The organism is Virgibacillus sp. 6R (assembly GCF_001895305.1).
Classification (GTDB): domain Bacteria; phylum Bacillota; class Bacilli; order Bacillales; family Amphibacillaceae; genus Virgibacillus; species Virgibacillus pantothenticus.
Genome location: NZ_CP017762.1, coordinates 1343663 through 1367946 on the forward strand (window position 1 = coordinate 1343663; position 24284 = coordinate 1367946).

General features: G+C 40.4%; 20 protein-coding genes, 1 pseudogene and 1 riboswitch. Of the genes and pseudogenes, 5 read left to right on the forward strand and 16 right to left on the reverse strand.

Going from position 1 to position 24284, the window contains the following annotated elements:
• Positions 1–19: 19 nt before the first annotated feature.
• Positions 20–228, reverse strand: a pseudogene (locus tag BKP57_RS23390) (transposase zinc-binding domain-containing protein); the annotation flags it as partial.
• A 570-nt stretch (positions 229–798) separates the two neighbouring features.
• Between BKP57_RS23390 and BKP57_RS21940 the strand changes: the two are divergent.
• Positions 799–960: a hypothetical protein gene (locus BKP57_RS21940; RefSeq protein WP_156875283.1), complete on the forward strand. Its 162-nt coding sequence runs from the start codon at positions 799–801 to the stop codon at positions 958–960.
• A 430-nt stretch (positions 961–1390) separates the two neighbouring features.
• Here BKP57_RS21940 and purD read toward each other — a convergent pair whose 3' ends face one another.
• From purD to BKP57_RS06140, 13 genes are all read right to left on the reverse strand, one after another.
• Positions 1391–2683, reverse strand: a complete 1293-nt coding sequence (gene purD / locus BKP57_RS06080; protein WP_050351700.1) for a phosphoribosylamine--glycine ligase — start codon at positions 2681–2683, stop codon at positions 1391–1393.
• A gap of 18 nt (positions 2684–2701) precedes the next feature.
• On the reverse strand, positions 2702–4234 hold the full coding sequence (purH, locus tag BKP57_RS06085) for a bifunctional phosphoribosylaminoimidazolecarboxamide formyltransferase/IMP cyclohydrolase (RefSeq protein ID WP_050351701.1): 1533 nt from the start codon (positions 4232–4234) through the stop codon (positions 2702–2704).
• Positions 4231–4806 (reverse strand): phosphoribosylglycinamide formyltransferase, encoded by a 576-nt coding sequence (gene purN, locus BKP57_RS06090; RefSeq protein ID WP_050351702.1) that lies wholly within the window; start codon positions 4804–4806, stop codon positions 4231–4233. Before purN ends, purH begins: the two co-directional genes overlap by 4 nt.
• Complete coding sequence (purM, locus tag BKP57_RS06095) at positions 4803–5822, reverse strand: phosphoribosylformylglycinamidine cyclo-ligase (RefSeq protein WP_050351703.1); 1020 nt, start codon at positions 5820–5822, stop codon at positions 4803–4805. Before purM ends, purN begins: the two co-directional genes overlap by 4 nt.
• A 182-nt stretch (positions 5823–6004) precedes the next feature.
• Complete coding sequence (gene purF / locus BKP57_RS06100; protein WP_050351704.1) at positions 6005–7423, reverse strand: amidophosphoribosyltransferase; 1419 nt, start codon at positions 7421–7423, stop codon at positions 6005–6007.
• The gene (gene purL, locus BKP57_RS06105; RefSeq protein WP_050351705.1) at positions 7399–9627 is read right to left on the reverse strand and encodes a phosphoribosylformylglycinamidine synthase subunit PurL; all 2229 of its coding nucleotides are present in this window, start codon (positions 9625–9627) and stop codon (positions 7399–7401) included. Before purL ends, purF begins: the two co-directional genes overlap by 25 nt.
• Positions 9611–10294, reverse strand: a complete 684-nt coding sequence (gene purQ, locus BKP57_RS06110) for a phosphoribosylformylglycinamidine synthase subunit PurQ (RefSeq protein WP_050351706.1) — start codon at positions 10292–10294, stop codon at positions 9611–9613. Before purQ ends, purL begins: the two co-directional genes overlap by 17 nt.
• Positions 10294–10542 carry a phosphoribosylformylglycinamidine synthase subunit PurS gene (gene purS, locus BKP57_RS06115; RefSeq protein WP_050351707.1) on the reverse strand — a complete coding sequence of 83 codons (249 nt, stop codon included), beginning with the start codon at positions 10540–10542 and terminating at the stop codon, positions 10294–10296. Before purS ends, purQ begins: the two co-directional genes overlap by 1 nt.
• Positions 10539–11252, reverse strand: a complete 714-nt coding sequence (purC, locus tag BKP57_RS06120; protein WP_050351708.1) for a phosphoribosylaminoimidazolesuccinocarboxamide synthase — start codon at positions 11250–11252, stop codon at positions 10539–10541. The genes purS and purC overlap by 4 nt, the downstream gene beginning before the upstream one ends.
• Positions 11253–11262: 10 nt before the next feature.
• Entirely contained in the window at positions 11263–12558 is a 1296-nt protein-coding gene (gene purB / locus BKP57_RS06125; protein ID WP_050351709.1) for an adenylosuccinate lyase, read from the reverse strand.
• The gene (gene purK, locus BKP57_RS06130; protein ID WP_050351710.1) at positions 12558–13685 is read right to left on the reverse strand and encodes a 5-(carboxyamino)imidazole ribonucleotide synthase; all 1128 of its coding nucleotides are present in this window, start codon (positions 13683–13685) and stop codon (positions 12558–12560) included. The genes purB and purK overlap by 1 nt, the downstream gene beginning before the upstream one ends.
• On the reverse strand, positions 13672–14157 hold the full coding sequence (gene purE / locus BKP57_RS06135; protein ID WP_050351711.1) for a 5-(carboxyamino)imidazole ribonucleotide mutase: 486 nt from the start codon (positions 14155–14157) through the stop codon (positions 13672–13674). The genes purK and purE overlap by 14 nt, the downstream gene beginning before the upstream one ends.
• A gap of 638 nt (positions 14158–14795) precedes the next feature.
• Positions 14796–14896: riboswitch (purine riboswitch) on the reverse strand.
• Between the two features lie 136 nt (positions 14897–15032).
• Positions 15033–15644 (reverse strand): DUF2179 domain-containing protein, encoded by a 612-nt coding sequence (locus tag BKP57_RS06140; protein WP_050351712.1) that lies wholly within the window; start codon positions 15642–15644, stop codon positions 15033–15035.
• Positions 15645–16091: 447 nt separating this feature from the next.
• Here BKP57_RS06140 and BKP57_RS06145 point away from each other — a divergent pair, with 447 nt between their 5' ends.
• The gene (locus BKP57_RS06145; protein ID WP_232231337.1) at positions 16092–16556 is read left to right on the forward strand and encodes an Hsp20/alpha crystallin family protein; all 465 of its coding nucleotides are present in this window, start codon (positions 16092–16094) and stop codon (positions 16554–16556) included.
• Between the two features lie 469 nt (positions 16557–17025).
• On the opposite strand, the gene BKP57_RS06150 is transcribed toward BKP57_RS06145, so the two are convergent.
• Entirely contained in the window at positions 17026–17805 is a 780-nt protein-coding gene (locus BKP57_RS06150) for an MOSC domain-containing protein (protein WP_050351713.1), read from the reverse strand.
• A gap of 171 nt (positions 17806–17976) precedes the next feature.
• Here BKP57_RS06150 and msrA point away from each other — a divergent pair, with 171 nt between their 5' ends.
• From msrA to BKP57_RS06165, 3 genes are all read left to right on the forward strand, one after another.
• Positions 17977–18504 carry a peptide-methionine (S)-S-oxide reductase MsrA gene (gene msrA / locus BKP57_RS06155; protein ID WP_050351714.1) on the forward strand — a complete coding sequence of 176 codons (528 nt, stop codon included), beginning with the start codon at positions 17977–17979 and terminating at the stop codon, positions 18502–18504.
• 516 nt (positions 18505–19020) lie between these two features.
• Positions 19021–20196 (forward strand): MFS transporter, encoded by a 1176-nt coding sequence (locus tag BKP57_RS06160; protein ID WP_050351715.1) that lies wholly within the window; start codon positions 19021–19023, stop codon positions 20194–20196.
• A 409-nt stretch (positions 20197–20605) separates the two neighbouring features.
• A complete protein-coding gene (locus BKP57_RS06165) occupies positions 20606–22306 on the forward strand; it encodes a methyl-accepting chemotaxis protein (protein WP_050351716.1) in 1701 nt (566 codons plus the stop codon).
• A gap of 555 nt (positions 22307–22861) precedes the next feature.
• Here the strand turns inward: BKP57_RS06165 and BKP57_RS06170 are convergent.
• Positions 22862–24196 carry an NCS2 family permease gene (locus tag BKP57_RS06170; protein WP_050351717.1) on the reverse strand — a complete coding sequence of 445 codons (1335 nt, stop codon included), beginning with the start codon at positions 24194–24196 and terminating at the stop codon, positions 22862–22864.
• Positions 24197–24284 lie beyond the last annotated feature (88 nt).

The following is a 24284-nucleotide window of genomic DNA, read 5'->3' on the forward strand; positions in this document are numbered from 1 at the left end:
CAACAGAACACGTCGTTCAAAAACGTCCTTTACAGCGAAAAGGCACATGTCGAACGTCATGACATGCTTCACAAACATAGAGTTTAAATCCATTTTTGGATCTCCACAGTTTCAAAATTTTTCCACCTCTTAATAAATTGGACGGATTCGTTCTCTATATTTCTTTTTAAATGCTTCCCAATGTTGACGCTCATCAAAAAAGATTCGTTTTATAATTTTTTTATACACTAAAATACTACAGTTGCAATCACTGTGGTAGAGCCAAATTTTATACCTTCTTAATTCTTTTTAGAAAAACTTGGCTTGTCGCCAAGTCTTATGGCGGAAGCCTTTGTTTTTCTTATACTATAAACCAAAAAAATCTTATACTTTCCTATAGTGGAACAAAGGCGCGGGGCGCCCGTTTAGCAACGTAGCGATTGAAACGAATCAACTAAAGATAAAGGAATCATGCCACTGCAACAGGGGTATGCCGACGTCTGGGCGGCAAGCCCGTTTTTAGTCGGCCTTCCTCGTTAGAGGCGAACCGATGAGGTCTTATCGTAGGGCGCATTTCTAAAGTAGTTGCTGGGCGATGGAGCCGGACGTGGCTATTCGGTTATTTCGTTATCCCCAAGTACCTAATTTTATAGTTGACTATACAATAAAAAAACCGTAACACTTTATTAGTGATACGACCACAGTATATTGAACGATATATTTCATAGAAATATCGGTCTTAAAAAACGGTGATCGGTTTTAGGCAATATCCGATGATTCGATAAATTTGGAGATACTAATATTCTTTGGCCCCACCTCATGAGATACTCATCTTTATCAATGGATGAAGTAAAAGCATGGCTAGATTGTAATGTAAATCTATTATCAATAATAACCATTCTTCCGGGAGATACATCTAGAACCAAGGAAATACTTAATTTAATTTGCAATGAATATACAAATAAAGAGATTGCATTATAACTAAATTATTCTATTGGAACTATTATATATCTAATATTTTTGAAAAGTTATCTGTAAGTACAAGAGTCGGGCAGTTCGAGAAACAAAAGCTAAAGAAATTATTTAGCAGAACCCAAGAATTTTTCCTCTTTATCGTATGTAGACTCCAGGAACAACAGCAGCTAAAGATCCCTTAGGAAAACGAAAAATTTGACAGAACGATGATAGGAATTTTTTTAATACAACCAAAAGCAGGGACATAATTGTTTTATCAAATGAAAATCGAACAACTAGTTATTACAGTCGCCTAATTCGCTCGGAAATATACTTTGCTTTCCACAGGCGGTTGGTGTTGTCGCTCTGTGAAGTTTCAGATGCCTTTTCATCCGCTGGAGTCAACGTATATTTCCGAAGTTTTAGAAAACCTTTGTTCAGCTTTAGAATTGCATTTTTACTTATTCCCAACCTCTTTATTATGTACTATTTGCTTATGTTTCAGTTCCTGACTCGCAATATCGGTACGATAAAAGAAATCCTTCCGATTCTCGAATACATGGAGTGGTTCATAAGCAGCGAAGGCAGCTTCATCCAACGTTGCTGCAATTGCTGCTGACACCAAAACACGGCCTCCAGTTGTAACTATGCGTTCGCCGACCTCTTTTGTTCCTGCATGAACGATCATTGCTTTTGTATCAGGTAGAACAGGCAGTTCTAGGCCTTTTTCATATTCACCTGGATAGCCACTAGCAGCTATGACTACGCCTACACAAGCTTTTTGCTCCCACTCAAGCTGAGGATCCACTCCGTCTATAACATCTAAAACGACTTGCACAAGATCATTCTTTAACAACGGCAAAACAACTTGTGTTTCTGGGTCACCAAAACGCGTGTTAAATTCAATTACTTTTGGACCGTTTTCCGTTTTCATGAGTCCCGCATAAAGAATCCCAGTAAACGGCCTTCCTTCTTCCATAAGTCCATTCACCGTTTTTTGTAAAATATGCTCACAAGCGTAGTCCAGATCTTCTTGTGTTACATCTGGAACTGGTGCAAACGCCCCCATCCCGCCAGTATTTGGTCCTTGGTCATTGTCAAATGCTCGTTTATGATCACGAGCAGGTACCATTGGATATACTTGATCGTTGTGAATAAAGGCCATTAACGTGAACTCTTTTCCCTGTAAAAATTCTTCCATTACAATCGTCGCTCCTGCTTCTGCAAATGCTTTTTCGACGAGCATTTCTTCCACGGCTGCAAAGGCTTCTTGCTTCGTTGTAGCTACGATAACACCTTTTCCAGCAGCAAGTCCATCTGCTTTAATGACGATAGGTACACCTTGTGATTCTATATAAGCTTTCGCTTCCTCTACATCTGTAAATGTTCGATAAGCGGCAGTAGGTATGTCGTACTTGTCCATAAACTGTTTAGCAAATTGCTTACTACCCTCCAACAGAGCCGCTTCTTTAGTAGGAGCAAAGATACGTAAGCCTGCTGCTAGAAAAGCATTAGCAATGCCTGCATTTAATGGATTTTCCGGACCGACAATGGTTAAGTCAATCGCCTTTGCTTTGGCAAAGGCAATTAGCCCTTGTGTGTTCATTTCATCAATCGGGACACAAGTTGCCTGCTCTCTCATCCCGCCATTTCCTGGTGCAGCATAAAGATTAGCTACCAGATTACTTTCTGTTAATTTCATTATGATACTATGTTCTCTGCCACCGCGACCAACGACTAAAATATTCATGAAACGTCCCCTCTCGAATTAATGTTTGAAATGACGTACACCTGTATAAACCATCGCTATCCCGTATTGATTACAGACATCAATCGAATCTTGGTCGCGCTTTGAACCTCCTGGCTGAATAATGGCTGTAATGCCTGCCTTAGCAGCTGCTTCCACCGTATCCGGCATGGGGAAAAACGCATCGGATGCCATAACGGCCCCTTGTGCGTGCTCCGCAGCTTGCTCAATAGCAATGTTTGCAGCGCCAACCCGATTCATTTGCCCTGCACCAATACCTACAGTCCGATTTCCCTTTGCCAGTACAATCGCGTTCGACTTTACATGTTTTACCGCCTTCCAAGCGAACAGTAATTGCTGATACTCTTCTTCGGATGGTTCCCGTTCCGTAACAACAGTAACATCTGAAGCAGTTACTTTTTCCTGATCTTTCGTTTGAATTAACATCCCGCCAGAAACAGAAGTATATTTGTTTTCGATTACTTTATCAGCTTGCACATCTAGTTTAATAAGGCGAATGTTCTTCTTTTCCGTTAATAACTGAAGTGCTTCTGCAGTAAACCCTGGTGCAATGACCATTTCTAAAAAGATCTTACTTAATAGTACCGCTGTTTCTTTATCCACTGCTTGATTGCAAGCAACGATTCCACCAAATATCGAAACAGGGTCTGCCTCATATGCATGCGCAAATGCTTTAGAGATGGAACTTGCTGTACCAATGCCACATGGGTTCATATGCTTGACAGCAACGGCAGTTGGCTCGTTATATTCTGCCAAAATATCTAAGGCTGCATTAGCGTCTTGAATATTATTGTAAGAAAGTTCTTTACCGTGTAATTGTTCGCCCGCAGCAAGACCAGCTTGCTTTGTAATTGGCTGTTTGTAAAAAGCCGCTGCCTGATGCGGATTTTCCCCATAACGAAGCGTCTGTACTTTTTCATATGTAATCGTGTAGTGATCTGGAAATGCTTCCCCAATTTCTTTCGTAAAATATGCTGCAATAAGCGCATCATACGCTGCTGTATGTTGAAATACCTTTGCAGCGAATTGTTTCCGCTTTTCCATCGTTACTGCTCCATGTTGAATCTCTTGTAATACACACTCATAATCTGCCGGGTCCACAATAACGGTTACCGCCTGATAGTTTTTGGCAGCAGCTCGCAGCATAGAAGGACCACCAATGTCAATATTTTCAATAATTTCTTCGTGGGAAGCAGCTTCTTTTGTCACGGTTTCCTTAAATGGATAAAGATTGACAACTACGAGATCAATTGGCGTAATATCATTGACTTGAAGTTGCTGCAGATGTTCGCTGTTGTCTCGTTTTGCGAGTAATCCGCCATGAATCATGGGATGCAATGTTTTAACTCGACCACCCAAAATTTCCGGAAAAGTAGTAATATCTTCAACGGCGAGCGCAGGAATACCTGCTTCCTGTAATGTGTGTAGCGTTCCACCGGTTGAAATAATCTCATAGCCTGCTTCGACTAGTTTTTCAGCAAACGAAGTAATTCCTTGCTTGTCATATACACTAATTAATGCACGTTTTTTCATAAATCTCCCTCATTTTGTATTAATTGTTTAATCACACTTGGATATAGCTGGTGCTCTACTTTTTGAATTCGTTTCGTTAATAAATCGATCGTGTCGGATGGGTAAATATCTACTACCTGTTGGGCGATGATTGGTCCCGTATCAATTCCTTCATCAATAAAGTGAACAGTTACTCCTGTTTTTTCTGCCCTTGTGTTAAAAGCCTGTTTAATCGCGTCTTTCCCTGGGAAAGCAGGTAATAAAGAAGGGTGAATATTAACAATCTTCCCTTGATATGCATGTAGCAAGCACGGACCAATAATGCGCATATATCCCGCAAGGAAAATCCACGATATACCAGCTTGTTGTAATACGGTCAGTATTTCTTTTTCATATGCTTCTTTCGTTGCATAACGTTTTGGTTCAAACGTATATACAGGAATCCGGTTTTGCTTTGCCTTTTCAATCACTGCTGCACCAGGTCTGTCGCATACTAATAAGACGATCTCGCATGCCAGATCCCGCTCTTCAAGCATCGCTTGAAAATTACTGCCTGTTCCTGAAGCAAACACAGCTGCTTTTACTCGACTCATAAACGTATGTGCACTCCTTCTTGTTCAACCACTGAACCGATAATGGAAACATCTTCCCCTTCTGTTGTTAATCGTTCCATTATTTGGGACACATGCTGCTTACAAACGACGATAGCCATCCCAATGCCCATATTAAATACACCGAACATTTCCTGCATTGGAATATTTCCTTGTTGCTGTAAAAACGGAAAGATTTCTGGCACTTCCCATGTTTGTGTATTGATTTCTACACCTAATTCCTCAGGTAACATACGAGGCAGATTTTCATAAAAACCTCCACCTGTAATATGAGCAGCCCCTTTTATATATCCCGTTTCTATGAGGATTTGCATCGGTTTGGCATAGATTCGCGTAGGAGTAAGGAGCGTTTCACCTAGTGTTTGGCTTAGACCGTATGATTGATTAAAGGAGAGCTCAGCAGTTATTTTTCGAACGAGTGAGTAACCATTGGAATGAATTCCACTTGACGATAAACCAATCACCACATCTCCTGCTCGAATACTTTCTCCAGTAATAAGCTCCTTCTTCTCGGCAATTCCCACAGTAAAACCAGCTAAATCATATTCTCCAGCCTGATACATCCCAGGCATTTCTGCTGTTTCACCACCGACTAAAGCCACATCTGCCTGGATGCATCCTTCGACAACTCCTGCAACAATTTGTTCGATTTGAGTAGGATCGTTTTTGCCACAAGCAATATAATCTAGGAAAAAGAGTGGCTTTGCACCTTGTGCAACAATATCATTAACGCACATAGCTACTAAATCAATCCCAACTGTATGATGTCGGTTCATGGTAAACGCAAGCTTTAGCTTCGTTCCTACTCCATCTGTACCCGAAACTAATACAGGTTCCTTATAAGAGAACCCCGAGAGATCAAACAGACCTGCAAATGCACCAATCCCTCCAAGCACTTCCTTTTTATTCGTCCGCTGAATATGCTTTTTCATCCGTTCCACAGCCTCGTAGCCTTTTTCTACATCTACGCCAGCTTGTTTATATAAGTCAGCTGCCATTGTCACTTCTCCTTTTCCTATAGTAAACAGCTCATAAAGTGAAACTTTATTCAGGAGGAGTTATCCTCCATCTTCTACTGAATGGTTCGTACTACAAAAGACCCGTGAACAAATTGGGCTTTTTATGCTGTTATCTCTCATCGATTTGTTTGTTTTTACCTCCAAATCTTGAAGCGGTAATCCTACAGCACCTCGCATGCGGGATAAAAGGGCTTTTTGGGACCGTCAACTGGCAAAGGGTACTTACCAGTCATACAAGCTGTACAGATGCCTTGATGGATCGTCTTATCTATTAAAATGGCTTTTTCCATTCCTGCCTCTGACAAATACGCAAGACTATCTGCCCCAATAAGGTTGCTTATTTCTTCTAGTTCATAATTGGCTGCGATTAACTCTTCTCTTGTCGACATATCAATCCCATAATAGCAAGGATGCTGAATAGCCGGCGAAGCGATTCGGACATGCACCTCTTTTGCACCCGCCTTTTTAAGCATCTGCACAATCCGCTTACTCGTTGTCCCCCGAACAATCGAATCATCAATCATGACAATGCGCTTTCCTTCAATGATGCTTCGTACGGGTGACAGCTTCATTTTTACCCCTTGCTCCCGCAATTCTTGTGAAGGTTGGATGAATGTTCTCCCAACATAGCGATTCTTAATAATCCCCATTTCATACGGAAGCCCGCTCTCTTCTGCATAGCCAATGGCTGCAGATGTACTGGAATCAGGGACGCCAACGACAATATCAGCGTTAGAAGGAGCCTCTTTTGCAAGCTCCTTCCCCATGTTTTTCCGCGACGCATGAACATTAACATGATTGACATCGCTATCGGGGCGTGATAGATAGACATACTCCATGGCACACATTTTCCGCTGTTCCCGCATCGCAAATCTTGTCGATATAAGACCACCATGATCAATCATAATGAGTTCCCCAGGTAATACCTCTCGCTCAAACACTGCACCAATTTGTCCAAAGGCACAAGTCTCAGAGGCAACGACATATGCATCTCCAAGCCTGCCAATTGATAAAGGTCTGATACCATGCGGGTCGAGGGCAACAAACATCTGATTTTCCGTTAAAATTAAATACGCATAAGCACCTGTCACTTGGTTTAGAGCTTCTGTGATGGTTTCTTCTGATACTTCATTCCCATTACGCTTTATTAAATGTGCCAATACTTCTGTGTCAGATGATGTTTGTAAAATACTTCCTTCTTCTTCTAAGTCTGATCGTAATGCATACGCATTAACTAAATTACCATTGTGTGCGAGTGCCATACTCCCTTTTTGTGAATGAAACAATAATGGTTGTACATTTTCTAACGTCTTTGCGCCTTGTGTCGAGTAACGCACATGCCCGATAGCTACATCACCCTGCAATGTGGAAAAGTTCGCATGCTTAAAAACGTCATTCACTAATCCTAAGCCTTTATGAGCTTTTAATTGACTGCCATCACTAACGACGATACCAGCCCCCTCTTGACCACGATGCTGCATGGAATGCAATCCATAATACGTAAGTTCAGCCGCTTTTTCATGACCCCATATACCAAATACACCACACTCTTCATTTATGCCTTTGTCTTCAGCATGCATGGAATGGCTCCTTTCCATTGTTCTTGTAATGAAGGCACAGATTCAGAAACCAGTTTCTCTCCATTGATAGAAATATGAAGCATTTCATTATTTGTAACTTTTCCAATCTCTATAGCATCTTCCACCACATTCTTAAAGCTTTCTTTCTGATCTTCACGAACGGTTACGATAAAACGAGACTGCGTTTCGCTAAACAATATAGTCGTTGGATCTCCATTTAGTTGTACAGCTGCTCCAAGCTTTTGATCGGCAAATAAACTCTCCGCTAAGGCAACCGCTAAACCACCTTCTGCAATATCATGTGCTGATGTAACAATTCCTTGTTGAATAGCAGCTAATAGTTGATCCTGCCGCCTTTTCTCTACTTGTAAATCAATCTGCGGGGCTTTTCCTTCATATTTTCCATGAAGCAATAGCTGTAACTCGCTGCCTCCAAAAGCACAATCCGTTTCTCCAATCACATAAATCGTATCACCAGCATGCTGGAAGAAACTTGGCGTAATATGCTCTAGTGATTCATGTAAACCAACCATCCCAACAACCGGCGTTGGAAATACTGCTTTTCCTCCTGATTGGTTGTATAGCGATACGTTTCCGCTAACCACTGGTGTGGCTAATACGTCACAAGCTGCTGCCATTCCTTCAACACTTTTTTCCATCTGCCAGAATACTTCTGGATTGGTTGGATTTCCGAAATTCAGCCCATCTGTCAAACCTAATGGCTTCGCACCTGAACAAACGATGTTTCGTGCTGCTTCTGCGACGGCAATTTTCCCACCTGTCTCCGGATCTAAGTAAATATAACGGGAATTACAGTCCGTTGTCATAGCTAATGCCTTATCTGTCCCTTTAATACGCACTACCGCTGCATCAGATCCTGGGGTAACGACAGTATTGGTTTGTACCATGGAATCATATTGATCATAGACCCATTCTTTAGAAGCAATCGTTGGCTGCTGCAATAATTGCTTCAATATATGTGCATGATCGCCAACAGCTGGGACGGTGTCTTCCATTTGTTGAAAAGCTTGAAAATAGGTTGCCTCTTTTGCAGGCAAATGATAGACCGGAGCTTCTTCCGCTAAAGCATCTACCGGAATATCAGCCATCAACTTGTCATGCTGAAAAATTCGAAATGCCTTTTCTTCAATGACTTTTCCAACTGCTACAGCTTGCAAGCCGTGCTTTTGGAATACTTCGATAATTTCTTGTTCACGCCCTTTTTTAACTACGAGTAACATCCGTTCTTGAGATTCAGACAGCATTAATTCATATGCCGACATGTTTTGTTCTCGTTGCGGAACAAAGTCTAAATTCATTTCCAGCCCTGTGCCGGCTTTACTTGCCATTTCGCTGGCAGAGGAAGTTAATCCAGCTGCTCCCATATCTTGCATGCCAATGACTGCATCTGACTGAATGACCTCTAAGCATGCTTCAATTAACAGCTTTTCCATAAATGGGTCACCAACTTGCACCGCTGGACGATCTTTTAGCGAGTCCTCTGCTAAATCATCCGAAGCAAAGGTGGCCCCGTGAATGCCGTCACGCCCTGTTGGAGCTCCTGCATAAATAACCGTATTACCTACCCCAGCCGCAACTCCTTTTTGGATGTCGTCATGATCGATGAGACCGACACACATCGCATTCACTAATGGATTTTCCTGATAACAATCATCGAATTGCACTTCCCCTCCTACCGTTGGAACGCCGACGCAGTTTCCATAACCAGCTATCCCATCAACCACACCTGTAAATAAATATTTCGTCCGTTCATACGTCAGTGGACCAAAGCGCAATGAATTTAGCAGTGCAATGGGGCGTGCCCCCATGGAAAAAACATCACGAATAATTCCGCCAACCCCTGTAGCAGCACCTTGGTATGGCTCAACAGCAGAAGGATGATTATGGCTTTCTACTTTAAAAACAACTGCCTGCTGATCGCCAATATCAATAATACCTGCCCCTTCTCCCGGACCTTGCAGTACATGTGGCGCTTTGGTTGGGAATTTTTTCAATAGTGGCTTGGAAGATTTATAGCTGCAATGCTCCGACCACATCACCGAAAAGATCCCTGTTTCCGTATAATTCGGTCTGCGCTGTAAAATCGTTTTCACCATTTGATATTCTTCATCACTTAACCCCATATCGCGATAAAGCGCATTATTTTCAATTTCTTCCGGACTTATTTCATGCGTTTGCAACATAAATTTCCCTCCAATTATGAATCAATGACTGAAATAATCGTAAGCCGTCCACACTACCTAGCAATTGTTCTACAGCTCGTTCAGGATGCGGCATCATTCCGAGTACATTTCCCTGTTTATTCACAATCCCGGCAATGTTTGCTACCGATCCATTCGGATTATTCTGATAGGTGAAAACAATTTGTTCATTTGCCGTTAATTCTCGCAACGTAACTTCATCACAGTAATAGTTCCCCTCACCATGGGCAACTGGCAATTGAATTCTTTCACCCTTGGTATACGTAGTTGTAAATATCGTTTGATTGTTCTCAACGATAAGAGTCTCTTGATGGCACATAAAGGATAGATTTTTATTACGCAATAATGCACCAGGCAACAATCCTGATTCAGTTAGAATTTGAAATCCATTACATACACCTAGTACAGGCTTTCCTTGTGCTGCATGTTGCTTCACTTGCTGCATCACATTCGAAGTAGCTGCAATCGCCCCTGTGCGTAAATAATCGCCATATGAAAATCCACCTGGCAATAGAATGGCATCATAGTTTTCCAGATTCGCATGTTCATACCATAATAGATCAGCATCTGCTTTTAATATGTTTTTCACCGCTTCATACATATCTTTATCACAGTTAGAACCTGGAAAGGTAACCACGGCAAATTTCACTAGCAAACAGCCTCCTCTATCGTAAATTGATAGTTTTCAATCACAGGATTAGCTAATAGTTTATCGCACATTTCCGTTATGCGAGTTTCTAATTCTGGACCTTCCTCAACTTGTAATTCAATCATTTTTCCAACTCGCGCATCTTCTACCTCTGTATAGCCTAAAGCATGCAAAGAATGTTGAATTGCTTTCCCTTGTGGATCAAGCACACCTGCTTTGAGCGTAATATGCACCATTACTTTTTTCATTTCTGCTCCTCCAGTCGATTTAAAATTTCTTGGTAAACAGTCAACAAATCACCAGTCCCGTGACGAAAGACATCTTTGTCGAGTTTTTCAAATGTTTCGACATCCCAAAGTCTGCAAGTATCCGGCGAAATTTCATCAGCAAGCACAATCGATCCACATGCTAATCGGCCGAACTCTAGTTTAAAATCAACTAATAGAATACGTATAGCTTGAAAAATGGTCTGTAAATGTCTGTTAATCTCTAACGCCTTCGTTTTGATTTCCTTTAAATCCGTTCGTGTAACATTTGTTAAAAATAATGCATGTTCATCATTAATGAATGGATCTCCAAGGGCATCATCTTTGTAAAACAGCTCTACTATCGGTGATTCAAAGCACATTCTTTCTTCAATTCCGAGGCGTTTGGTAATGCTGCCAGCGGCAACATTACGAACGACGACCTCTAAGGGAATAATTTCTGTTTGTTGAACAAGCTGTTCTGTTTCGTTTAAACGCTCAATAAAGTGTGTCTCTACTCCTTTGCCCTGCAGAATGGAAAAAATATGTGAAGCTATTTCGTTATTTAAGCGCCCTTTACCTGGGAAAACCGATTTCTTTTCCCCGTTAAAGGCGGTAGCATCATTTTTATAGGAAAGAACAAGCTTCCCTGCTTCCCCGTTTGCTTTAAACACTTGCTTCGCCTTTCCTTCATAAAGTAAGGCACCCTTCATTTCATTCACCTCATATTAATCCGATTTTTTCAAAAATCTGATCGACATTTTTTAAGTGGTACGTATAATCAAAGCAATCCTCAATTTCTGCATTAGATAAATGGGCTGTAATCACTTCATCTTCTTCGACAAGCTGTTTAAAATGGGTTCCTGTTTCCCATGCTTGCATCGCTTTTGGCTGTACCGTGTCGTACGCTGCCTCACGACTCATCCCTTTGTCGATTAAAGCGAGCAGCACACGTTGTGAGAAAATAACTCCATGTGTTTTATCAATGTTTCGCTTCATATTTTCTGGGAAGACCGTTAAATTCTTTACAATGTTACTAAAGCGGTTCAGCATATAATCAAGTGCGATGGTCGCATCTGGCAAAATTATTCTTTCCGCCGAGGAATGGGATATGTCCCGTTCATGCCATAGTGCGACATTTTCATAAGCTGTTGTTACGTAACCACGCAGCACTCTTGCCATACCAGTCATATTTTCTGAACCGATTGGATTCCGTTTATGCGGCATAGCAGAAGAACCTTTTTGTCCTTTAGCGAAACGCTCTTCTACTTCTCGCGTTTCCGTTTTTTGCAGTCCGCGAATTTCGGTTGCAAATTTTTCAATCGACGTTGCGATTAAAGCTAATGTAGCAATATAAGCTGCATGACGATCACGCTGAAGGGTTTGTGTAGATACAGGTGCTGGTGTTAATCCTAATTTATCGCACACGTATTGCTCCACATAAGGATCAATATTTGCATACGTACCAACAGCACCAGATAGCTTTCCAAACTCAATGGATGTTGCGGCTGCTTCAAATCGTTCCAGATTCCGTTTCATTTCCTCGTACCAAAGTGCCAGCTTTAATCCAAAGGTAGTCGGCTCTGCATGGACTCCATGCGTTCTTCCCATCATTACGGTATGTTTATGCTCCATTGCCTTTTCTTTCAAAATCTTAATAAACCGATGTAAATCTTGACGAATAATGTTGTTTGCTTGTTTGATTAAATAGGAAAGTGCGGTATCTACAACATCTGTAGAAGTTAACCCATAATGTACCCATTTCTTTTCTTCACCTAGCGTTTCCGAAACCGCCCTTGTAAAAGCAACGACATCATGACGCGTTTCTTGCTCAATTTCATAAATACGATCGATATGAAATGAGGCGTTGGCACGCAATTTTTGTACATCTTCTTTGGGAATGACACCCAATTCGCTCCAAGCTTCACAAGCTAAAATTTCAACTTCAAGCCATGCTTTAAATTTATTTTCTTCCGTCCAAATAGCTCCCATTTCTTCTCTTGTATAACGTCCAATCATTATTTTGCCTCCCAAAATGTCTTCATTTGTTGTTGCACGTTCTCTATTGTATCGCCAATAAAGGTAATATGCCCCATTTTTCTATTTGGTTTCGCTGATTTTTTTCCATATAAATGAACAAAGCCTGCATATGCTTTCGGTAAAAGCTGAACAACTTCTTCCAACTCTGCACCTAAAACATTGACCATTATCGCTGACTGTAGAAGACTAACCTCAAGCAACGGTAACTGACAAATCGCTCGGATATGCTGCATAAATTGGGAAACCGTACATGCTTCGATCGTATAGTGTCCAGAATTATGTGGGCGTGGTGCCATTTCATTCATATAAATTGCCTCTCCTTGTATAAATAGCTCCACAGCAAATGTACCGACAATATTCATATGATGCGCCAGCTTTTCTACTGCTTTCATCGCACGCCTCTCTACCACTTTCGGAATCGCAGCAGGTACCGATGTCTGATATAAAATATGATTCCGATGCTCATTTTCCGCAATGGGAAAAAAGGTAATCTCACCAATCTGAGAACGTGTAAAAATGACGGATACCTCTTTATCAAAAGATAGCCACTGCTCTATAATACAATGGCAGTGTTCTTCTGCAAACGCACAAGCCGCGGCAATCTGCGACGCATCCTCTATTTTTAGCTGACCTTTGCCATCATATCCCCCCCTGCACGTCTTTATTACAGCAGGAAGCGGGAAATTGTGGAATACCTGTTCACATTCTTCTGCACTTCGAACAATCGCAAAGGGCGCTACGGGTAAACCGAGCTCTTGCATGACTGTTTTCTCTTTTTCGCGATTTTGTGTTACTTCTAATGCGTAAGCACCTTGTGGGAGCTTGCCTTGCTGTTCTAAAAAAGCCGCTGCTGGTAAATTTACATTTTCAAACTCGTACGTAATCACATCTGATACTTCAGCTAATTTTTTTACAGCTTCCATATCGTCGTATGCAGCAACGATCGAATGGTCCGCAACTTGCGCTGTCGGGCAATCGGCAGTTGGGTCAAGAACTGCAATCCGGTAACCCATATATTTAGCTGCGATCGCCATCATCCGACCAAGCTGTCCGCCGCCAATAATTCCAATCGTTTTAGGAGGTAAGATACCATTATTTCTTTGCAAGTGCGTCCCTCATTTCTGCAACGTCTGCCTTTATCTTATTTCGATAATCGTCCAGCTGCCTTGCTACTTTTTCATCAAATGTACCTACAATTTGCCCTGCCAGAATCGCAGCGTTCTTTGCACCTGCTTTGCCAATGGCAACGGTAGCAGTTGGTACACCAGCAGGCATTTGTACGATCGATAATAGCGAATCCAGTCCTTGTAACGTCTTGCTCTCCACGGGTACACCGATTACTGGAAGATTGGTTTGTGATGCTACCATCCCTGGCAAATGAGCTGCCCCACCAGCACCAGCAATAATCACTTTGATTCCACGCTCTCTTGCAGACTTCGCATATGTAAACATATCGTCTGGCGTACGGTGTGCTGACATAATTTCTTTTTCATATGGCAGTTGCAACTGCTCCAATACATCGCAAGTATGCTTCATCGTATCCCAATCAGAAATACTGCCCATGATTACCCCAATCATTGTTTTGACCACCTTATTATTTTTATTTTAATAGCATGTGAAAATAAGTTGCGAATGACTACAGATACGCTTGCTTCTATTTAGAAAAACTTGGCTTGTCGCCAAGTCTTATGGCGGAAGCCTTTGTTTTCTTATACTATAAACCAAAAAATCTTATACTTTTGTATAGTGGAACAAAGGCGCGGGGCGCCCGTTTAGCAACGTAGCGAATGGAACGAATCAACTAAAGATAAAGTGAACCTTCCATCAGCGGGGGGGGTTCTTCCATCCCCGCTGATTGTTAGTTGAACGAATCGGGGATTTAGGTGCTGTTACCCCAACGCCTTTTTACGGGATAAAGGAATCATGCCACTAAAAACAGGGGTATGCCAACGCCTGAGCGGCAAGCCCGTTTTTAGTCGGCCTTCCTCTTAGTGACGAACCGATGAGGCCTTATCGGAGGGCGCATTTCTAAAGTCGCATCGTTGCTGGGCTCATGCGCCGGACGTGACTATTCGGTTATTTCGTTATCTCCAAGCACCTAAGTTTATACTTTCTTATTCTACAAGATTAAGAAACAGGTCTATCCTGCTACCCTCATATCGATGAGAGAAGAGAATAGACCTGTTTCTGTGTACAACGAAACAGACGTGCCTGCCACACGATCCTACTTCCCTCATAGTCCAGTCATTTACGGTGCTGGGTAGAAACTTCTGAGCCATATTCTCAGTTTTATATGAGGAGCCGATGTTTTATTGTCGATTCAAGAATAACAAGATATTGCACAACTGTCAATAAAAGAACGAACATTATTTTCATTAACAAAAAATAATGTTCGGTTTTTAATGATTAATTCGATTAATACTGTACTATACGTTTGAAAAACAGTACTTTCTTTATTTCTGTCCTTTTTGTTCACTCGTTTTAACCTGTTGCTGCTTCAGTTCTGCTTCCGCCTTTTTCTTCGGGTTCATTAAGCGGCCTTTACGTACTTGTTTAACCCAAAACCCTCCATGGATTTGCTTCGGTTCATAAGCAATAATAAAAGCTTTCGGATCGATTTGTTTAATCGTTTCATAAAGTCTGAGCTCATACTTACGTGGGGTTAAAATTTGCATGGAAAGCCTATCGCCCTCCATGCCATATGCATACCAGCTTGTCACTCCATATCCTTTATCACGCAACTGTTTCGTAAAGGAAATGTCTGGATTAGAAGAGATTACATTCACCGTAATATATCCCAGCGCCAACTTCTCTTCAATCATCGAACCACAAATGACACCTATTCCAAAACCAATGGCATAAGCGATTAAATTCTGAATTTCATTAAGATTATCTAATACAAGCCCAAGTCCCAGTACATAAATAACAATTTCAAACATACTAACGAAGGAAGCTATATAACGCCGTCCCTTTAGTGTTAAAATCATCCGTACAGTTGATAGTGAAACGTAGACGATATTAATTACTAAAATGATGGTTACCATCACAATTGCATTACTTAACACATCAAGCCCTCCCATATCTTAAGTTAAGAGGATGTTCAAAAGTCCGATGTTTTAAACACATAGCATTCATCGCTCTGCTTGCTTTTAGGAATATTACATCCAACATCTGCAGACAAATCATGACCGGTCATTAAACGGTGTAAACTCGAACTTATTCATTCCTTTTTTTCAATTCGCTTTCTAAGCATACCCCATTTTCCATTCATATGAAATAATTTTTTGTTCATGATTGTTTTACAAAATTTTATTATTTGCTTGCGTACTATCGCCATGCACAATGGAATATATTGCAGCATAGGCTATAGAGGAAAACTTCAAGTATCATTTTTTCCCATGAATTGTTAGTAAATCGAATGGGCATTTTACTTGCAGCTGGATCGTTACTTTTCCCTCCTATGTTTTAACTTTAGGAAGGAAGGACACGTTTTACTCCCAGTTACATACCAAATGCTTAGTAAAAGAAAACGAGGTGATAGTGTGGATCCATTTCAGCAGATGGCGGATTGGAAAAAGAACATGGATCATTTCTTCGGTGACAGCTTTTGGAATGAATTTGAAGGTCTCATTAAACCTACAATACCACAAATTAACATCTATCAAACGGACCATGAATTGTTTTGTATCGTAAATATTCCTGGTTTACATGACTTAGATAAGCTCGATATATATGTAGACTACGCTACCTTAGAATTAAGAGGCTCGATTGATATCGACCATTCACATGGAACAGTAGTGAAAGAAGAAATTCTTTATGGCGTATTCGAAAGAAAAATAACCCTGCCATTTCCTGTTCGTGCCGATAAAATAAAAGCGACTTATAAACATGGACTTGTCTATATTCAATTACATCGCCTTATTTCAGAAACGAGCAGAAAAAATCGTATTCATGTCCATGTTTTAGAAGATAACTAATGAAGATAGAGGCTAGGATCTTTTACTAATTAAAGTTTTTATCAAAGTAAAATACGAACTATCTAGAAATGCTGGATAGCGCAAATAACACGCTCCAGAAATATACTTCGCTTTTTCACATGCAGCTCGTGAGCCTCTTCGCGCCAGTGAACTACGAGGTCTTTCCAATGCTTTTCCTTCCGCGCAGCGTCTACGTATATTTCTGAAGCTATATTAGTACGTTATTCATCTGTCAAGTTTATATTCGATTTATATCCCAGCACCCTGAATGGTTATATATGGAGCCTATGAGAGGTGATTATAAATGCCATATAAGCCTCCATCCTTTTCGCCTCGGATAGGGGCTCTGTTTACATGCATACGCGTCATTACTGGTTGTAATTAACTATTCCATTCTCTATAGTTCTATTTTTTAACGCCTAAAGCTGTAAGCTACGTCTTCTCGTATGTCCAAAAATCGAGATTACTTTTACTTTGGTCCGAATAGACGACTTTTCGTTCGTAACGGTATCCCCCGCAAACGTTTTTTTAACAAGGTTTTCCATGTTTTCCCTAGTACGTCACATTGCAATAAATCATCTGCTAAGCGCAAATCTTCCCTAAATCGGTGCATAACCTCATTACATGCAGCTAATGACCACTGTGGATATGGTCGGTCAAGTAATTCCATATCTTGCTCTGCTTGTATGTCCCCCTCTTGAAGCACCCGGAAATACCACCCCGTACGTCCACTCTGTTGCATTTGCAAGGCAAAATCCTCCATCTGTAAATGCTTTGCTAGCCTCCATGTTGGTAAATAAGGTTGGCTCACCTGAATGACAGCCTCCCCTACTTGATACGTATCCCCTAGAAACACGGAGTATTCATCCATTTCTAAAACAGACACGTTTTCACCGATATCTCCGATTTGAATCGTGTCTAATTGGTACACATCAGCCCAATCGTAATAATGCTTCCATGGATACGTAAACAACGCTTTATCAACATCCTCTGAGAGAGACAGCCCTTGTTTCGTTAAATAAATCGATCCTTGAACTTCTTCATTTACGAAGTACTTGGGATCCCCATCCTCAATTTTTGCTGTATTTTGATCATATAATTCCTTCATCTTAAACAATTTATGAATATATGGTTCTACCATTCTGTCACCCGCTTGTAAAATATGATATAGTATCTTTATTCTAATAAAAATAATGCAGCTTGCAAACACACATGGATAAAGTGCATCTTCAACAGTGGGAGTTTTCATTCATCCCCCACTGATTGTTAGTACCGTAATGGTATGACCCTAATGGTCTCTTACGAAATAGGATATTTAGGTGCTGTTATCTCCCGACTTAGACTTGTTGCAGTACAGATTATCCAACTTCTGAAGCGAGAATCTTACAGCACCTTACGAGATAAAAAGCGAGGGATACGTATGACTGAAATACAGCGAGCAACCTTTGCCGGCGGATGCTTTTGGTGTATGGTAAAACCATTTGACCAATGGGAAGGAGTAAAGCATGTGATTTCTGGTTACACAGGAGGTCACTTGGAAAACCCAACATATGAAGAAGTAAAACGGGGCAACACGGGACACTATGAAGCAGTAGAAATAGCCTTTGATCCTAACATTATATCATACCAAACCATTCTTCATATCTTTTGGCAGCAAATCGATCCGACCGATGATGGTGGACAATTCCATGATCGTGGAGATGCTTACCGAACTGCTATTTTTTTCCATGATGAAGATCAAAAATCCTTAGCAGAAGCATCGAAGCGGCTGCTAGAACAAAGTGGAAAGTTCTCGAAGCCAATTGTTACGAAGATATTGCCAGCTACAACTTTTTATCCAGCAGAAGAATATCATCAAGATTTCTATCAAAAAAATAAAGCGGCTTACCAAGCAGACCGAGCTAAATCAGGAAGAGATGCATTTATCCATCGATTATGGCATACGTAGGTAGTCCATTCATCTTAAACACTAGCTCATCAATTTTTAGATCATATGTGAAGCCTGCCTGCCATATACTTCCCAAACAGTGGAAGAAGTTCGTTACAATGGCAGCAGATGGATTTATCATGATGTACAGGCGATCTTCATAAATAAACGAACCATACAATCGGGATTCATTTTCTTTTTAAACCGTTTCTTTAAAAATTAATTTTAAACGCTATCGTTACTTGTCATTCCATCCTCCATCTATTATAAACACACTTGGTCTGTAGTTGCCGTAAAACTTCCTTTTTGCTTTTGGAAGTTTCTATTTGTGTGGAATTCCATTCGTTTTCCTGCATATAAGGTGCCGTAAGACTCTTACTTTATTTAGTGGGAATAATGATACAAAGAACTATGCGGGTGTAACGGCACCAAAACCCCGATTGGTTCAATGACCTTTCAGTATAACATGTAATAGGTTATCAGGTTAAAAATACTGCTAAATAAAGTTTCACTTCATTCAAGTCAGGAGAGAGAGATTTGTCTAAACATGCATCGTTAACACCACTAAAAATGTTATTATTTGCATTTCATGCTACCAATACCATTATCCTTAGCTACTTACCTTTATATTTAAAGTACAAAGGATTAGATGGTACAGAAATCGGCTATGTTCTGGCAGTTGGTCCTATGGCTTCCATCATCGCTCAGCCGTTTTGGGGATACATGAGTGATAAATTTAAAACAGTAAAGCGCGTCATCCAAGTATGCCTCATCGGTTTATTAGTTATGAGTGTGGTCTTTTTTCAAATGGACACACTGCTGCCTATTCTTACTGTCGGCGCTATATTTTATTTTTTCGTAACACCTATTGGTGCATTAGGAGATAGCCTCGCACAGCGAAGATCTCATGATCTTGGCGTTTCATTTGGAACCATTCGTTTATGGGGTTCCATTGGCTTTGCAGTTTCCTCGCTAGTAATCGGCGAAATTCTTACAAGAGCCGGGATTCAATATATGATTATTCCTTACTTGTTTTTCGGAGTACTGGCATTTATCGTCAGCTTCAAGCTCGTAGATGTAAAAGTAGAATCAGACCCTGTCAAACTAAAGGATGTCAGCTTGCTTATAAAAAGTAAACCTTTTCTTATATTTTTATTTTTTATTATGTTTTTAAGCGTGACGCATCGTGCCAATGATAGTTTTATTGGCTTATATATTGAACAGTTAGGAGGAAGTGAAGGCTTAGTCGGTGTGGCTTGGTTTGTCGGCGTACTTACGGAAGCCATCGTTTTTGCTACTGCAGGATATTGGTTTAGAAAGTATCATCCACTTGTGTTTGTCATTATTGCTGGTGTTTTATATAGTATCCGCTGGTTTATTTATGGCTCAGCAGACAGTCCTTGGCATATTATTAGCCTACAATTCATGCACGGGTTAACATTCGGGACTTTCTATTTAGCTTCCTTTAACTATATATCCCGTCTCGTGCCTAAATTATTGCAATCTACCGGTCATCTTGTATTTTTTGCAACGTTCTTTGGTGTTTCAGGAATTATAGGCTCCTTACTTGGCGGCGCAATGATAGATTCTTACGGTGGCGGTACATTATATGCTGCTATGGGCGGAATAGCTTTAGTCGGAACCATTTTAATTACCATTTATCATTTGCTGCCTTATGGAAAAGAAGCTTATATACATGAAAAAAGTAAATAAGCTGCTCTTTATGTAGAGACCAAGCACTGGATACTGCCCCCCGAAGGTTAGCGTTAAAAATCTAACTTCGTAGGGTCATTATCTTCAACTGTAGTGTTTGGTCTTTTTTATTTTTCTCGCACTTCATAAATGATTCTTTATACCTGTTTTTATTGACTTATTAGTTAAAAAGAACTATCATTCTTTTAAGTCTATGCTCACTGAACAGCCAAGAAAGTGATTTGCTTGTAGTTGATGGAAGTGTCGATTTCATCCCACATAACAGGAATTTTCAATCCGTGTATTTTGAAACCGCTTTTATTAATTGCGCGATCTGCAGGGAATGTTCCCGGTAGAATGTAATGTTAGAAACAACCTTATTACTATTAAGGGACAACTTTTCTATTCACACTAATAGGGGGAGACAGCATTGGAAAATATAATGGCAACCAAACCTGACTCATTGGATCAAACAAATGACAAAGAAAATATGACTAAAAAATTAGCGCTGATGGGAGTAACTCAAGAAACACTAGAGTTCGTACAACAAGCGGCAGCTATTCTAATTCCTTATAAAAAAGAATATGTAGAAGTTTTTTACAATTATCTTGCTTCCGTTACTGAACAAAATGGGACCATAAAGCAACATGTCCCAAAGGACCAATTAGAAAATCTCATCGATACATATGTAGAGGATTTCTTTAATGCAAATATTGACGTCAGGTATATACGTTCGCGGATGGAAATGGGAAATCAACTTAGCCATTTCCGTATAACTGTCGATCAATTCATTGGGGCACATAACCTACTCATCCAACATATGACCTCTTTATTACTCAAACAGTCAAGACGTAAGCAAAAACAAATGATTTCTATGTCCCTCGCTATTCAAAAACGGGCAGGTTTTGATCAACAGCTAATGGTGCAAGCGCATATAGAAGAAACTTTTAAATCATTCCTATCCAATATTTCAGATTTACTTCATGGCGTAACTAAGTTAGATACGACAGAGCAGTTAATTAATCAGATGGAAAACATTGTGGAAGAAAGCCATAATGTAACATCTGCTACAGAGGAAGTCAGTGCCTCAGTCAATGAAGTAGCCGAACACGCTACAAAAGTCGCTGAAGAAACAGAAGAAGCAGTTTCTTCTGTAGAAAAAAGCAAACAAGTGGTTCATGGAGCACTTGAAGATATGAATAAAATGGGGCAAGTATATAATAAGATTGAAAAGCAAATGAACAGCTTAAATGATGAAATCAAACAAACCCAACATATTGTTAACGTGATTGAAGATATTACCGACCAAACCCATTTGCTAGCCTTAAATGCCAGTATTGAAGCGGCCCGAGCAGGTGAACATGGAAAAGGATTTTCGGTTGTCGCTCAAGAGGTTCGAAATCTAGCAGAACATACAAAAGAACAAACCATACAAATCAAACGAAATATGGACGCTCTATATCAAGTTGCCAGCCTCGTCACAACAGAAATGGACAATACGGATGCGCTTATTCAAGGTGCTATATCCGATTCCCAAGATGGCGAAAAAGCACTACAAGATATCATCGCAGCGATACAAGCAATTAATGGTTCTACCTCACAAATAGCTGCCATGACAGAAGAACAAACATCGGCAGTAACAGAAATTGCTGATCGAAACGCCATGATGTTCGAAATGGGTCAGACTACACAAGAGGTTGCAATAGAGACAGCCAAAACAATTCTGCAATTAAGCAAGCAAATGGATGCATATCGATTAACGTTCTTTGATAATATCCGTTTTCAAGCAAAAGATATTATCGAAGCAGCGAAAACTGACCATATGCTATGGAAATGGCGCGTATACAATATGTTGCTTGATTTGGAGACGATTGATTCCCAGCAAGTCGCTTCTCATCAAGCATGCCGACTCGGTAAATGGTATTATGGCGATTTACCGTCCCATATAAAAGACAACCCTGTATTCCTGCAACTGGAAGAACCACATCGTCAAGTACATCATTATGCGAAGCTAGCCGTCCAAAGCTATGAACAAAGGAAACGCGCAGAGACAAAAAGCTATTTTGCCCAGCTACAAACAGCATCTGATGAAGTATTGCATCTCCTAACACAATTAGAAAAGGAAATATAAAGTGAAGGGGTCTCGTCTTTTTACACTAGATTGGGGCGAGACCACTGATAGAGTTGATCTTTATAATAATACATTTCCAACAGATATATATAAATAGTAGTCGAATCCTTCACTGCAAATGGTGATATTTAGTTTATCTGTTTTTCTGATTTTATCTAAGGTGCGGTAAGACTCCTACTTCAGGAGTTGGATAACCTGTACAGCAACAAGTTGAAGTGGGAGCAAACAGCTCCTAAATACCCTATTTCGTAAGCAGCCTTTAGGTCATACCATTACGGTATTCAGTGAGGAGAAATACCCCCCTACTGATGGAAAATTCACTTTACAATTTTTCAGTGGGCTTGATTGATATCTCCAAGATATAACTTAATTACTTTGGATAAAATCAGGCAGTAGGTGCCTGCAGGTGGAATGTTTCTTCCTCGTTATTACTTCGCAAGGTGGAAAGGAAAATCTTACTATCGGCTACATGCTAATAACGTAGTGCTTTATAATCATAAACAAAAGACCTTTCCCAAGAAGACTTGGGAAAAGTCATTTTATTCGTCCAAATTTTTAGCTTAAAAAGACAAAATACAAAATGAAAATAACAAATAAGAAATACATCACCGGGTGAATTTCTTTGGCTCGCCCTTTTAGCACCATCGTAATGGGATAGAAAATAAATCCAATCGCAATCCCTGTTGCAATGCTGTATGTTAACGGCATAGCAATCACAATTAGAAACGCTGGAACAGCTATTTCAAATTGATCCCATTCAATATTTTTTAAAGCCGAAGACATTAATACACCTACAATGATTAATGCAGGGGCAGTTACTTCTGGTGTGACAACACTTAATAAAGGGGAAAAGAATAATGCAAGTAAGAAAAACATCGCTGTAACAACAGCTGTAAAACCAGTACGTCCACCAGCTCCAACCCCAGCAGTTGATTCCACATAAGCCGTTGTCGTTGATGTACCTAGTGTAGCACCTACAACGGTAGCTGCAGAATCAGCAAACAATGCTTTTCCAGCACGTGGCAGCTTATTATCCTTCATTAACCCTGCTTGATTAGCAACGGCTACTAATGTACCTGCCGTATCAAAGAAGTCAACAAATAAAAAGGTCAAAATGACGACCAACATTTGCAGTGTAAAAATATCTCCAAAGTTTACAAACGCCTGTCCAAATGTAGGCGCCAAGCTAGGAACACTGCTGACAACTCCGTCTAAGCCTGATGGCGGTGTAATTAATCCAGTCACCATACCAGCAATAGCTGTAATAATCATTCCGTAAAAAATGCCACCACGAATTCCAATCGTCATTAAAATAATCGATACCACTAAGCCAAAAATAGCCAAAAGCACTGTCGGCGTTGTAAGATCCCCTAATCCGAGTAATGTCGCTTCATTTGCAACAATAATGCCGGAATTTTGGAAACCAATGAAGGCAATGAAAAAGCCAATTCCTGCACCTACCGCCATTTTTAAATTGGCCGGAATCGCATTAATAATTTTTTCACGCAGCCCAGTTAGTGTTAGAACAACAAAGATCAGTCCAGAAGCTAGTACACCACTAAGCGCTGTTTCCCAAGGTATGCCATATCCTAATACGACCGTATAAGCAAAAAATGCATTTAAACCCATTCCCGGAGCTAATGCGATCGGGTATTTCGCAATGAGTCCCATAAATAGAGAACCGACCGCTGCAGCAATAGCTGTAGCTGCAAATACAGCGTCCTGATCCATACGCGTAACGCCACTAGGAAGGTCCTCAATACCTACTAACGCTAATGTAGATGGATTAACAAATAAAACATAAGCCATTGCTAAAAAGGTCGTTAATCCCGCCATAAACTCGGTCCGATAATTTGTTCCAAGTTCGTCAAAACGAAAATACTTTTTCATGATGTTTCTCCTCTCATTTTGCAAGCTTTTATTGCCAGCTATCTGATGGACTGGCATTTTTTTCAAAATTGATACTTTCTTTAGGACG

What these genes read in the sequence shown, in the direction of transcription:
- BKP57_RS21940 (WP_156875283.1), top strand. Translation starts at nt 799, where the DNA reads ATGAGATACTCATCTTTATCAATGGATGAAGTAAAAGCATGGCTAGAT.
- purD (WP_050351700.1), bottom strand. Translation starts at nt 2,683, where the DNA reads ATGAATATTTTAGTCGTTGGTCGCGGTGGCAGAGAACATAGTATCATA.
- purH (WP_050351701.1), bottom strand. Translation starts at nt 4,234, where the DNA reads ATGAAAAAACGTGCATTAATTAGTGTATATGACAAGCAAGGAATTACT.
- purN (WP_050351702.1), bottom strand. Translation starts at nt 4,806, where the DNA reads ATGAGTCGAGTAAAAGCAGCTGTGTTTGCTTCAGGAACAGGCAGTAAT.
- purM (WP_050351703.1), bottom strand. Translation starts at nt 5,822, where the DNA reads ATGGCAGCTGACTTATATAAACAAGCTGGCGTAGATGTAGAAAAAGGC.
- purF (WP_050351704.1), bottom strand. Translation starts at nt 7,423, where the DNA reads ATGCATGCTGAAGACAAAGGCATAAATGAAGAGTGTGGTGTATTTGGT.
- purL (WP_050351705.1), bottom strand. Translation starts at nt 9,627, where the DNA reads ATGTTGCAAACGCATGAAATAAGTCCGGAAGAAATTGAAAATAATGCG.
- purS (WP_050351707.1), bottom strand. Translation starts at nt 10,542, where the DNA reads ATGAAAAAAGTAATGGTGCATATTACGCTCAAAGCAGGTGTGCTTGAT.
- purC (WP_050351708.1), bottom strand. Translation starts at nt 11,252, where the DNA reads ATGAAGGGTGCCTTACTTTATGAAGGAAAGGCGAAGCAAGTGTTTAAA.
- purB (WP_050351709.1), bottom strand. Translation starts at nt 12,558, where the DNA reads ATGATTGGACGTTATACAAGAGAAGAAATGGGAGCTATTTGGACGGAA.
- purE (WP_050351711.1), bottom strand. Translation starts at nt 14,157, where the DNA reads ATGATTGGGGTAATCATGGGCAGTATTTCTGATTGGGATACGATGAAG.
- BKP57_RS06145 (WP_232231337.1), top strand. Translation starts at nt 16,092, where the DNA reads ATGCTTAGTAAAAGAAAACGAGGTGATAGTGTGGATCCATTTCAGCAG.
- BKP57_RS06150 (WP_050351713.1), bottom strand. Translation starts at nt 17,805, where the DNA reads ATGAAAACTCCCACTGTTGAAGATGCACTTTATCCATGTGTGTTTGCA.
- msrA (WP_050351714.1), top strand. Translation starts at nt 17,977, where the DNA reads ATGACTGAAATACAGCGAGCAACCTTTGCCGGCGGATGCTTTTGGTGT.
- BKP57_RS06170 (WP_050351717.1), bottom strand. Translation starts at nt 24,196, where the DNA reads ATGAAAAAGTATTTTCGTTTTGACGAACTTGGAACAAATTATCGGACC.